This window comes from Vibrio sp. PID17_43 (assembly GCF_002608565.1).
Classification (GTDB): Bacteria; Pseudomonadota; Gammaproteobacteria; order Enterobacterales; family Vibrionaceae; genus Vibrio.
In genome coordinates this window covers 24,977-37,360 of sequence record NZ_LIXM01000010.1, presented here as the reverse complement: position 1 = coordinate 37,360, position 12,384 = coordinate 24,977, and the positions used below count along the sequence as shown (strand labels likewise).

The 12,384-nt window shown below is 44.3% G+C and carries 8 protein-coding genes and 1 pseudogene; 5 read left to right on the top strand and 4 right to left on the bottom strand.

The window, feature by feature from the left end:
* The first annotated feature begins 426 nt into the window (after positions 1-426).
* The gene (locus AK965_RS08925; protein WP_099079264.1) at positions 427-933 is read left to right on the top strand and encodes a Fe3+-citrate ABC transporter substrate-binding protein; all 507 of its coding nucleotides are present in this window, start codon (positions 427-429) and stop codon (positions 931-933) included.
* A 101-nt stretch (positions 934-1,034) separates the two neighbouring features.
* On the opposite strand, the pseudogene AK965_RS08920 reads toward AK965_RS08925, so the two are convergent.
* Together AK965_RS08920 and gltX are read right to left on the bottom strand one after the other, a co-directional pair.
* Positions 1,035-1,264: pseudogene (locus AK965_RS08920) on the bottom strand (OmpA family protein); the annotation flags it as partial.
* 306 nt (positions 1,265-1,570) lie between these two features.
* On the bottom strand, positions 1,571-2,995 hold the full coding sequence (gene gltX, locus AK965_RS08915; protein WP_099079263.1) for a glutamate--tRNA ligase: 1,425 nt from the start codon (positions 2,993-2,995) through the stop codon (positions 1,571-1,573).
* 296 nt (positions 2,996-3,291) lie between these two features.
* Between gltX and AK965_RS08910 the strand changes: the two genes are divergently transcribed.
* The 3 genes from AK965_RS08910 (at position 3,292) to AK965_RS08900 (ending at position 6,822) form a co-directional block, all read left to right on the top strand.
* Positions 3,292-5,988, top strand: coding sequence for a copper-translocating P-type ATPase (locus AK965_RS08910; protein ID WP_099079262.1), 2,697 nt, complete (start codon positions 3,292-3,294; stop codon positions 5,986-5,988).
* 24 nt (positions 5,989-6,012) lie between these two features.
* A complete protein-coding gene (locus tag AK965_RS08905) occupies positions 6,013-6,462 on the top strand; it encodes a DUF411 domain-containing protein (protein WP_099079261.1) in 450 nt (149 codons plus the stop codon).
* A gap of 141 nt (positions 6,463-6,603) precedes the next feature.
* Positions 6,604-6,822, top strand: a complete 219-nt coding sequence (locus AK965_RS08900; protein ID WP_099079260.1) for a PAS factor family protein — start codon at positions 6,604-6,606, stop codon at positions 6,820-6,822.
* Positions 6,823-7,071: 249 nt separating this feature from the next.
* On the opposite strand, the gene AK965_RS08895 is transcribed toward AK965_RS08900, so the two are convergent.
* On the bottom strand, positions 7,072-7,725 hold the full coding sequence (locus AK965_RS08895) for an oligogalacturonate-specific porin KdgM family protein (RefSeq protein WP_099079259.1): 654 nt from the start codon (positions 7,723-7,725) through the stop codon (positions 7,072-7,074).
* A 449-nt stretch (positions 7,726-8,174) separates the two neighbouring features.
* Positions 8,175-10,826, bottom strand: a complete 2,652-nt coding sequence (locus AK965_RS08890) for a beta-N-acetylhexosaminidase (RefSeq protein ID WP_099079258.1) — start codon at positions 10,824-10,826, stop codon at positions 8,175-8,177.
* Between the two features lie 458 nt (positions 10,827-11,284).
* Here AK965_RS08890 and AK965_RS08885 point away from each other — a divergent pair, with 458 nt between their 5' ends.
* Positions 11,285-12,157 (top strand): TraB/GumN family protein, encoded by an 873-nt coding sequence (locus AK965_RS08885; protein WP_099079257.1) that lies wholly within the window; start codon positions 11,285-11,287, stop codon positions 12,155-12,157.
* Positions 12,158-12,384: the final 227 nt, after the last annotated feature.

Genomic DNA, 12,384 nt, shown 5'->3' with positions numbered 1-12,384 from the left:
ATTATTTCAATGTTAACCACTTTCGGCCGCTGTCATCTTTCATTCGCTTCTGACACGATTCATCGGGAAGGTCGTCACGACACCTTTGCTTTTTTCACGGTGTATCGAACGTCATTGATGGCAAAATACCATCATGTACCCAAGAGACTTCAAGATGCGGAATTCAGAGCGTAGTCACTGATTCAAATTCAAGGAAAACAACGCAGTGTAATAGCTAGCTCTTTCCAAGTTGTTTGTCGCAGCTATTTTTTTGAAAAAGAAAGTGCCTCAGTGGCACGTTCCCGCAGGGCGAGGTTACTTGGGTATAGGTCCTTCTCACGAAAATCAAGTTCGATTGTGCACATTTACAATTTTGAATTTTATTACTTTAATTATCGGTAAGATTTGCTTACCCTTTGCCTATTAATAAGATTATTAATTATCGCTATGTCTAAAAGCAATTTAATAACTAACACCGGACACCGATTTATTTCTAAAGGCAAAACGGCCTTTAAGATCCACATTCATACCCCTGACGATACAGTATTGCATCGCTCTGTAGGCTTTGTTCGTCTTGGTGAGGAAAAAGCGTTAAAGAAAGCCATTAAGTTGCGAAATGAATTAGGACTTGAAATGTGGGGCAAGTTTTGGCGTCGCCTTTTGAAAGACCCTTATCTGATGACAAGGCTACCGCACAGTGTCGAACCCAAGATAGTGCACAAACCCAATCCTACCCTTGAAGACCCAAACAACCGCGATACTTGCTACATCGCAAAGTGGCGTGAATTTAATGATGAAGGTGAGTATAAGTATAAAACCGTGGTTCGCTCGATAAACAAATATGGCAAGCTGGCGGCTTACATGCAGACTAAAAAAGCCCTATTAGATGCGCATAAAGATAATTTAGAGATCCTAACCTTCATGGGGCGACTTAATAGTATCGACCTCAAATAACAGTCAGTATGCTCCTGACGTAAGACCCAATACAAAAATGCCCCAAAGAGCAGATTCTTTGGGGCATTGTACAGTTAGGCTTCTAAGCGTCAGGCAGACGCTTATTGTTGAACTTGGTAATCAAACTCAGGAACAACGATTTCAACGCGGCGGTTTTGCTCACGACCTTCACGAATGTCATTTGAAGCGATTGGGTTATTTTCACCTTCACCACGAGCGTGGATGCGTGAAGCATCAATACCTTTTTCTACTAGCGCATGTGCAACTGACTCTGCACGTTTCTCGATACTTGTTGGTTGTACGCTGCTGTGTAACCAATTACGTCAACGTTTACGTGAAAAGTTAACATGGAAAAAGTAAGGAAAACTAATTTCTCATCAATGATGACAACAATTGGGGAACTTTAATGGATATGGATATGGATATAAATCATAGACATAGCATGAATTAAATTGCGATTATGACATTCATGGTTGCTATATTTTAATAAATGAAACTTATCTTTAATGGCGCTAAATAATGCCATGCCTGTGAAAAATTCAACCAACCTGTAGCTAGAAATACGCTTTCCTTGTTCATTAGATACAAAAAAACCGCGAAAAATATCGCGGCTTTTATAACAACTTATTCAAAATAACTATGCGTTAGCTTCACGCTCAGCAATAAATTCAAGCGCCATCTTAATACGGGCAATACAACGCTCTTTGCCAATCAGCGCCATTACTGCGTCAACGGAAGGAGACTGACCGCCACCCGTTACCGCAACGCGTAGCGGCATACCAATTTTACCCATACCAATTTCAAGCTCCGCACATACGTCTGCGATCATTTGATGTAAGTTTTCAGTTGTCCATTCAGTCATGGCCTCAACTTTAGCAAGGGCTGTTTCTAGAGGCTCTTTTGCGACACCACGTAAGTGTTTCTTCGCTGCACCCGCTTCAAACTCAGAGAAGTCTTCGTAGAAGTAACGGATTTGCTCGGCAAGTTCTACTAGTGTGTTACAACGCTCACCCACAAGCTTGATCACTTCAGTGATAGCAGGGCCGTTAGTTACATCCAGTTTTTGCTGATCTAGGTGCCATTGTAGATGCTCTGCAACGTACGCTGGATCTGAGTTCTTAATGTAGTGGTTATTCAACCATAGTAGCTTGTCAGTATTGAATGCCGACGCTGACTTAGAGACTGCATTTAGGCTGAACAGGTTGATCATCTCTTCTTGAGAGAAGATTTCTTGATCACCGTGAGACCAACCTAGGCGCACTAAGTAGTTGTTTAGTGCAGTTGGTAGGTAACCCATATCGCGGTATTGCATTACTGATACCGCGCCGTGACGTTTAGACAGTTTTGCACCGTCATCACCAAGAATCATTGCACAGTGAGCGAATGTTGGTACTTTCGCTCCTAGCGCTTTGTAGATATTGATCTGACGAGGCGTATTATTAATGTGGTCTTCACCGCGCACAACGTGAGTGATGCCCATATCCCAATCGTCAACCACTACACAGAAGTTGTACGTTGGAGAACCATCGGTACGACGGATGATCAGATCATCCATTTGCGTGTTGCTGATTTCGATACGACCACGGATTTGGTCATCAAATACCACACTGCCATCTTTCGGGTTACGGAAACGGATTACGCATGGATCGCCATCTTTTGCCGCATCGTTTGCCGCTTTAATCTTTGGATGGTCTGCGTCGTAACGTGGCATCTCTTTGTTTAGCTCTTGTTCTGCACGAACTTCGTCTAGCAGCTCTTTTGATGCGTAACATTTGTAAGCTTTGTCTTCAGCAAGTAGCTGATCAACCATCTCGTTGTAACGATCAAAACGTTGAGTCTGGAAGTAAGGACCTTCGTTCCACTCAAGACCAAGCCATTCCATACCCTCCATGATCGCGTCAACTGCTTCTTGAGAGTTACGCTCAAGGTCAGTGTCTTCAATACGTAGAACAAATTCACCGCCATTGTGTTTAGCAAGTAGCCAAGAGTAAAGTGCTGTACGTGCACCGCCAACGTGAAGGTAGCCAGTTGGGCTAGGAGCAAAACGAGTTTTAACCGTCATTTGAGTTCCTTAGGAGTAATGAGCAACAAGAACGCTCTCGTTGTAATATCAAGGATAAAAGTGGCGACATTTTACCACCGTAAGTCAATTCTACAATCATTCAGTGGAGATTGGCGTTATAAATCAAACAGGGCTGCAGGCATAACGGCTCTGCTCTGCTACTTATAATAGTAAAGTGTCATGTGATCGTGGTGAATACGTATAAATCAAATGACACTGCCCAATAGAAGTAATGCTTGACCTTCCCCTAACAGGAAGGTTTATGCTCAGCCTATTACGATTATCGAGGACATATTATGTATCAGTTCGTTATACCTATGACTGGGCTCAACTGCATGAGCTGTGCGAGGAAGGTTGAGAAAGCTTTACACACAAATCACAGTGTTGAGATCATTAATTTGTCCCCGACAATGGTGGAATTGAAAACCGAATCTCCCCTTTCTTCTATTGTTGCATCCATCGAGGCACTGGGTTATCACGCAGGCCATCAATATCAGTTCAACCTTAGCGGGTTAAGCTGTGGCGGATGCGTGAAGAAACTCTCTTCTTTATTAGAGTCGAATCAAGACGTCATTGCTTTTCACGTATCTACGACACAACTCGATATCACAACCCTACTCTCTGAGCAGCACGTGATCGAGCTTGTGGCAACACTTGGCTACACCGCCAGCCTTGAGCCAATTGAAGCCGAAGAGGAAAGCTCGCCGGCAACTGAGCAAGTAGAAAAGCAGAGCAACATTGAACACGCTCAATCGCCACCAGCGAGTATTCAGTTGCAAATCCTGATTCAAGGCATGACCTGTGCGAGTTGCGTTTCTTCAGTAGAGAAAGCGCTCACTAGCGTAGAAGGCATTGAAAAAGCACAAGTAAACTTTGCTGAGCAAAGTGCATTGGTGTTCGCCACTCAAGATTCTGAAGCACTCCAACAAGCGATTGTTGAATTGGTAAAACAAGCAGGTTACCAAGCAGAAATCCTTCAAGACGCAGCAACCCAACAAGAAAAGCAAGCGGCTCAACAACGAGCCCAACAAAAACGCTTCAAGCTTGATGCTATTGCTGGGTTAGTTGTTGGTGCACCGTTAATGCTATGGGGTGTATTTGGCGGCAACATGATGATTCGTAATGCGAATGATCAGCTCGCTTGGGGGGCGATAGGAGTATTGTGTCTATTACTATTGGCAACCGCAGGTAAGCACTTCTTTACCAATGCTTGGTTAGCAGCGACTCACAAACGCGCGACGATGGATACCTTAGTCGCGTTGGGTACTGGTGCTGCATGGTTCTATTCGATGCTCGTGGTAATATTCCCTGCGTGGTTCCCACTTGCTTCGCGCCATGTGTACTTTGAAGCGAGCGCAATGATCATCGGTCTGATTTCGCTTGGTCACTATATCGAGGCCAAAGCCAAGGCCAACACCACGCGCTCATTGCAAGCACTGATTAACCTTCAGCCTCAGCAAGCAACCGTCATTTCTGAACAAGGCGATCAACAGCTCGCGGTTGAGCAAATCACGCTAGGCATGAAACTGCGTATAAAGCCGGGTGAAAAAGTGCCGGTTGATGGGGTTGTCATTCAAGGTGAATCCTACATCGATGAATCCATGCTCACTGGTGAGCCTGTACCAGTATTAAAAACGCAAAATGCGCACATTTCTGCAGGAACATTAAATACTGATGGCGCACTGATCATCGAAGCTACGGGCATTGGCGCAAACACCATGCTAGCGCGCATCATTCGTATGGTACGTACCGCGCAAAGCAGTAAGCCTGCCATTGCTAAACTGGCTGATCAGATTTCAGCGGTATTTGTTCCCGTGGTGATAGGCATTGCAGTGTTAGCAGCATTGGTCTGGTTTGCCGTAGGTCCGGAGCCAAAAGCTAGCTATATGCTCGTGGTCACTACCACAGTGCTGATTATCGCCTGCCCTTGTGCCCTTGGCTTGGCAACACCTCTGTCGGTGACAGTTGGTGTAGGTAAAGCCGCAGAGCTGGGTATCCTGATTAAAGACGCCGACGCACTGCAACTCGCCAGCAAAGTAAATACGGTTGTATTCGATAAAACCGGCACACTGACACAGGGCAAACCGAGTGTGCAGCAAGTGTTTACTCAAACCACCAGCCAAGAAGAACTATTGGCATTGGCGTACGCAGCAGAGCGTCAATCAGAGCACCCATTAGCGAAAGCGGTGTGTGATTATGCAAAACAGCACAGTACCGAAGATCTTGAGTTAGAAGCCTTTGAGAACATCCGTGGTCGCGGTATTGTTGCGACCTACCAAGCTCAACCATTACTGATAGGCTCACTGCAATTTATGCAAGCCGAGCAGATTGATACCAGCCTAATGGAACAAGCGATTCAAGATTGCGCCAATAATGCTTGGACGCCGGTAGCCGTAGCATTAAACAATGAACTGATTGGCTTAATTGCCATCGCTGATCCGATTAAATCTGATGCTAAACAAGCCGTGTCTGCATTAAAATCGCAGGGCATAAAAACCGTCATGCTAACGGGCGACAACCAACACGTTGCCAACGCTATCGGCAAAGAGCTCGGCATTGATGAAATCATTGCCCAAGTCATGCCTGACGAAAAAGCTCAGCATATTAAATTACTTCAATCGCAAGGCTGTACTGTTGCTATGATTGGCGATGGTATCAACGACGCACCAGCTTTGGCCCTTGCCAATCTTGGGGTGGCTATGGGCAGTGGCAGTGATGTCGCCATCGAAAGCTCACAAATGACCATTTTGAATACGTCGCCATTGGCCGTAGTACATGCGATTGAGCTATCACGCGCGACACTGAAAAACATGAAACAAAATTTGTTCGGTGCCTTTATTTATAACTCGTTGGGTATTCCTATCGCCGCAGGCGTGCTTTACCCAGCGTTTGGATTTTTGCTCAGTCCTGTTGTTGCTGGCGCAGCAATGGCGCTGTCTTCAATCACAGTCGTGAGTAACGCAAATCGACTACGGCTGTTTACCATTAAGTAAGCGAACCTTCTTTTCGAGGATATTATGAAGTTGAAATTATTGACCTTTACCATGCTTGCTGCCACATCGGCTAACGTATTGGCCGCTGATGTCATCAACCACAAATCGCCATATTGTGGCTGTTGTGGTGAGTGGACTAAACACATGGAAGAGAACGGTTTTACTGTTGAAGAGAAGCTGCATGATGACATGAACGCCATCAAACGCGACTTAGGCATTAAAAACGAACAGTTATACTCCTGCCATACGGCAGAAATTGATGGCTACGTTTTTGAAGGACACATCCCAGCCGAGGACATCAAAGCTTTCTTAGAAAACCCACCTAAAAATGCGAAAGGCCTTGCGGTTCCAGGTATGCCAATGGGCTCTCCCGGCATGGAATATGGTGACAAGAAAGACAGTTACGCCGTTTACGCGTACAACGAAAAAGGTCAAGTGTACGAATATCGCTACCACAAAGGGAACGACCAGTGATCCATGGTACGATCACGATTATTGTGAAAGTTTCTTACTGCAAGGCTTCGTTGTGTGACTGACTTTCCTGATTTATTGTGCGTAGCACCATAAATGGATATGTACCCCGTGCAATAAAAAGGAAAATTTAAGAAAGCACTTATTTATGACACGCTTGTTAGCCTTGCTAACCAGGAACCAGAACAACACGCAAAGATACGGCAAGATTTGTACGATCAACTGAACCTGCCTTTTGGCAAACAGTTAGCGTTATTTGCTTGTGCTCTTGGACCTGCGGGGGCTGGAAAGCTAGACAGTCATGAAGTGATCAATAACGCCGTTGACCGAGCTCTTCAATTGCTTGAGACACCGATGCGTTAAACCTCATCAGTTAGAATATGGCTCGCGATTCCCCTCTGCGGGCCATTTTTCCCAGTGCTTATTTTCCCCCATCTCTTCAATACTTAGTAGTAACCTCTGCTATCTTAAAGCGTCACTTGCTGCATGAATTCAGTCTCTTAGATACAAAAAAAGCGACCTCAAAAATATCAAGGTCGCTCGCAAAGCTAACAGCATCTGAATATTGCTAAGCTTTGAATGTGTTCATTAATCATGAACAGCTAGGACTTATTAGAAACCATAAGACGCACCGAACACAAACGCATTGTTTGCATTATCAGCTTGGTTACGGTATTCGAAATATGGTTGAACGCCATTGCGTATCCATGTAGCACGAAGCTCATGATCCATCGTGTTGTCAGCATTGTCTGTACGTACGTAAACGTTGTTGTAGCTTAGCGCTAACTCTTCATTTACTACGTAACCGATACGGTTATCAAAGCGCAATTGATCGTTGCCATCTTTTACGTCGTGGTAACGAGTACGGTTACTGATAGCAATACCGTTATCAAAGTAGTAACCGATTTTAACAAGCGGACGGTATTGTACAGTCTCGCCATTGTTTAGTAGGTGATGGTAACCAGCAGCAACCCATAGATTGTCATTAAAAGAGTAGCTCTGCTCGATACCTAGAGTGATGTATGGTGAGTAACCAAGACGAGTATCTTGAAGAGCATTATCGTCGTACTTACCAAGAGAGATACCATCAAACTCAGTTAGCAACGTTGTGCCAGTATCAAACGTATGACCCGCTTCAAGTGTTGAAGTCACGTTAGGTTGAAAGTCTGAGTGAAACTGAACGTTACCTGTTACGTAAGAAGAACCCGCGAAAGCGCTAGAAGCGAAAACAAGAGAAAATGCACTTAGTGCTAAAACGTTTTTCATAATTACTGCCTATATTTATTCACGTTATGCGATGAGATGTGCGGCTATCACTTGCCCTTCATCGCCAACATTATTGGGATGAGCCTCCCTGGCTAAGGCAATACTGCGCAATTTAATTCGCATTGGAAAATAAATCATTTAAAACAGTGACCCAATTCAAACTGGCATTGTAAAAATTAAAAAAACCATTAAATACAATATCTTGCCATGAAAAATAAAAATTCGTAAAAAGATAAAGTGTGAAGTCAGGTTAGCTACACTCTTAATTCAAGCAAAAAAACAAGCATCGAGATCACATTCTTCTTTTCGTTCTAAATGACGATTTTATATATCAGTAAATAATAATCAGACATTGTTCACACTTATTTCCCATAGAAAAATAAACAAAGCCCTCAACATGAGTTGAGGGCTTTGGCTATAAATAGTGATTTAAGTGAAACTTAGTGAATTTATTTCACGCTAGTCACACGGCTTGCTTTCTCACCCGTTGCCGACACAGAGCGGATAAACACTTCACCTTTCACATTTGGACGCGCACTGTCTGCGTAAGTTAGCCAGTTTTTGCCATCTAGAGAGTATTGAAGCTTCACGCCTGGGAACTGAACGTTCATTGCTAGTTTACCATCTTCAACTTTCGCGCCAGGTACTGGTAGGCGGTAGTCGATGCCTGATTTTTCTAGCTTAGCCAGTTCACGTTGACCAAGAACGTTCGCAAAGCGGTTGTAGTCTTGGTTTAGCGCAGCTTTGTCTACTAAATTAGAGTTTTGCGAATACTCAACACCCACTTTGTAGTCGTTTTCCCAATCCGCACGGTGCCACGCACGCTCAGCAGCGGCTAGTACGCGAGGGAATACCATGTACTCGTATTGTTCATCGTTACGTACAGTCTCAGACCAAAGCTGTGCTGATAGACCGTAAAATGGCTTCGCTTCGATCTCACCTTTACCTGTGAAGCCGTTACCGTCACGATCTAGCGATGTTTCTGCGTTTTGAGGCATGTTCTCTGGTGCAAAACCGAACATCTTACGCGTATCTGTTGCACGCGTTGCCCAGTAGTAACCACGCTCTTTCGGATCCACTTCGTATGGCATGTCCATGTACACGTAGTCTGGGTTAGAAACGATCACGTCGTAACCTTTCTTAGACCACTCGTACACTGATGAAGTACCACCCCAGTAAAGTACGTCCCAGAAGTTCACACGTTTGTTTTCTGTCGCGAACGCCTCTGCGCCTTCACTGTATTTCAGACCATCTTGCCATGCTTGGAAACCAGGGATACCTTTTTCCGCCACAATCTTAGACACTTCTTCCGCAAAGAAGCTTGGTAAGTGACCATAATCACTTACAGTGCCATTATCGATCAATGTCTGACATTGTGGAGACTGCGCGAATGGCTTGTCTTGCTTAGACAGGTCAATGGTGCCTTTCCAGCTTACTTTATCTTCTGCGTTAACGTCTTGGAAACCAGCGCCTAGCTTGATGTTCTTCGCTTCGTCACCACCAAAGTGCCATGTTGTTAGCGGCGTGCCCGCTTCTTGGTGCATTGCTGCTACTTCTGAAATCACTTTATCAACAAAGCGAGTTGAAGATTCCATACATGGGTTGATGAAGCTTTGCTTGTTGTAGAACTGAACCGTCGTTACGTTCGATGTATCTTGAGGATCCATCAGGCGGTACTCGTTCGCTTCTGCTTCTTTACCTTCTTCCATTAGACGATCGTAACGCGCTTCCATTGATACCACTGCTGCACGAGCGTGCGCTGGCATATCGATTTCTGGAATCACTTCGATGTTACGTGCTTTCGCGTACTTTAGGATTTCCACATAGTCTGCTTTGCTGAAGTAACCGGAGCCAAAGTTATCTGTCGTTGCACCTGAACCAAGCTGAGGCAGTAAACAGCTTTTCTCTTCCAAATCGAAACAACGGTTTGCACCCACTTCGGTCAGCTCAGGCAGACCCGGAATTTCCAAACGCCAGCCTTCATCATCCGTCAGGTGAAGGTGCAGTTTGTTCATCTTGTACGCCGCCATTTGCTCAAGCGTTGCAAGGATTGCGTCTTTAGAGTGGAAGTTACGAGCCACATCGACCATCACACCACGGTAATCAAAGCGCGGTGCATCTTGAATAGACAGTTGTGGTAGAGAATCAGCATTTTGGCTATCTATCAGGCCAAAGATAGATTGTACTGCGTAGAAAGCACCTGCTTGGTCGAATGCTTCAATCACAATGCCGTCGCCATTGATGCTCAAATCATAAGCACCCGATTTTGCTAATTCACCGGTGAAGTTTGCAGGAACTAGCGTGATGCTAACAGGAACATCACCACGAACATCCACACCTACCACTTCTGCGCGATCTTGAATTGCTGCGTATTGAGCCGCATCAAATGCGTCTTTCGGCAGCGCAATACCACCTGCGATGTCTACTGTGCCTTGGCCCGCTTTCACGTGCATTGGCGTTGGTAGTAACGTAGTTGATACATCTTGTTTTGCTAGATCTTCATTCTTTTCGAAACGAGAGACAGCATTTGCCATGATGTTGTTGTCATCAGGCGTACGTTTTAGGTTGTTGCCTTCAAGGCCAGTAACGAAAGAAGCAACGTCTTCTGTATTTAGAGACGCAATCATCTTAGGCTCTGCGTTTGGCGCAGTTACAAATGCACCTGGCATGAAATCAGTTTCAAACAATGTCCAGTATTCGCCAATCAGCGGCAGAACGACTTCTTCACCTGCCGCGAAACCGTCAAACTTATCTGTTGGTTCTAATTTGTGTAGGTCACCCGTTACACGAGAGATTTTGAACTGCTCGTTGTCTACATCCAAAATCAGACGAATGCTGTGGAAGTAGATAGCCCAATCTTTAGAGTCAACCGCTTCACCTTGGTTAATTAACGTCATGTTAACCTTATTACAAGACGCCCACTCAGCGCCCATGTCTTGACATGCAAGACCTTCATTTGCGCCGTGGTTTGTAAGTACTTCATATTGAATATTAAGGTTGTCAGCCAGTGAGTTTACAACTTGTTGCTCAGAGTTCTGCAGTGAAGAGCAGCCTGCCAATGTAGCGATTACAGAAGCAGCAATCAGACTATGTTTCAACATCTTACTTTCCCCAAAAAGTCAGTGGTTCAAAACGACATTTATCAAAAATGGTGAGCACCTAAATGCGAGGCGCTTAACAGTTGTATTCAACATACAAGCAGTTATTTTAATACGTAAAATAAATAAAAGTAAGAAGTGATCCAGCTCAAATTTGGTCTTGAGATTAAAAATATAAATACATGAAATTCAATTGCTTATTTAACTTGTCAAAAACGAGCAACTTTTTTTGACGAGATTGTTGCGATCTCAATCACAAAAACTGGTGCGTTTTGCATGATTTTATAGGATTTTGATCACGAGAGAGCATTTGACTTACCATTAACAACAAACTCAATTAAAACACTTTCGTGAATTAGCTCTCATTTCATCACCGTCAAAACACGTCAATATTTTTAAAAATGACGTTTTTGTCGAACCATGATATAGATAAGATGCATATCGAATTCGAGGAACAAAATATGTTTCGACTCTTGTCTGTCATGTCATCTCTCATTGTCTTTTTTACTTCTTACTCTACCCAAGCAGAACCGCAGCACTGGTTGGCAAAGAAAGGCAATACCGAATACATGATTATTGGTTCGATTCATGTGGGGGATACAAGTATGTACCCGCTGCCTAAAGCCGTTACTCAATTCCTAAAAAACAGTGATGGATTAATCATCGAAACCGATGTTCGAAATACTGAAGGCGTGACCTACCCAAAAACCGCGTTTCTCGCCAAAGATGTCTTGGATAAAACGCAGCATCAACATCTTGCTGAGATTGCCAAAGATCTTGGTGTGCAACAAACGCAATTACTCAATGCACCTCCTTGGGCAGCAGCCTTAACGATTCAGTTGTCTCTCGTTAACAAATTGGGGTACGTGGCAGGTCATGGCGTCGATATGCATTTAATTAATATGGCAGAAGAAAAACACGTCCCCATCCTCTCTTTAGAATCGGTGCAATTTCAAATCGATTTAATTACAGGCCAACCCGAGGGGGGCAAAGAGCTACTGCTTTCTTCAATCGAAGAATATGATGGTGGAGAAGCTCTTGTCGAATGCTTAATCGAGAGCTGGAAAAGTGGCGCCGGAAGTCAGCTAGAAAAAGCATCGCTAAGTGAAAAATCCAGTGAACAGTTCAATGAAGCCTTTCTATACTCTCGTAACCGAGATTGGGCACAAAAATTAGACTCTGGCAACGTATTACCAAAGAAAGGAGGCCGTTACACCGTTGTGGTCGGCAGCTTACACTTAGTTGGTAAGGGCAGTCTTATCGAATTACTAGAAAAGCGCGGTTTTGCGATCAAACCATTAGCAAACACCAGAAATGCGAAATGTGATATTTAAAGGCAGGCTTTCTAAAAGTGGTCGGTGAAGAGCCATATTCTAACTTCAGGCGAACCCCATTTGGTTCGATACTATCAAAGTCAAAATTTGCTCGCGCCAAAACGACGAAAGCCTGCTCATTGAGCAGGCTTTCTGAAAATGGTCGGTGAAGAGCCATATTCTAACTTCAGGCGAACCCCATTTGGTTCGATACTATCAAAGTCAAAATTTGCTCGCGCCAAACGACG

Excerpts from the sequence above, each read along its gene's own strand:
- AK965_RS08925 (WP_099079264.1), top strand. The coding sequence starts at position 427 with ATGTCTAAAAGCAATTTAATAACTAACACCGGACACCGATTTATTTCT.
- gltX (WP_099079263.1), bottom strand. The coding sequence starts at position 2,995 with ATGACGGTTAAAACTCGTTTTGCTCCTAGCCCAACTGGCTACCTTCAC.
- AK965_RS08910 (WP_099079262.1), top strand. The coding sequence starts at position 3,292 with ATGTATCAGTTCGTTATACCTATGACTGGGCTCAACTGCATGAGCTGT.
- AK965_RS08905 (WP_099079261.1), top strand. The coding sequence starts at position 6,013 with ATGAAGTTGAAATTATTGACCTTTACCATGCTTGCTGCCACATCGGCT.
- AK965_RS08895 (WP_099079259.1), bottom strand. The coding sequence starts at position 7,725 with ATGAAAAACGTTTTAGCACTAAGTGCATTTTCTCTTGTTTTCGCTTCT.
- AK965_RS08890 (WP_099079258.1), bottom strand. The coding sequence starts at position 10,826 with ATGTTGAAACATAGTCTGATTGCTGCTTCTGTAATCGCTACATTGGCA.
- AK965_RS08885 (WP_099079257.1), top strand. The coding sequence starts at position 11,285 with ATGTTTCGACTCTTGTCTGTCATGTCATCTCTCATTGTCTTTTTTACT.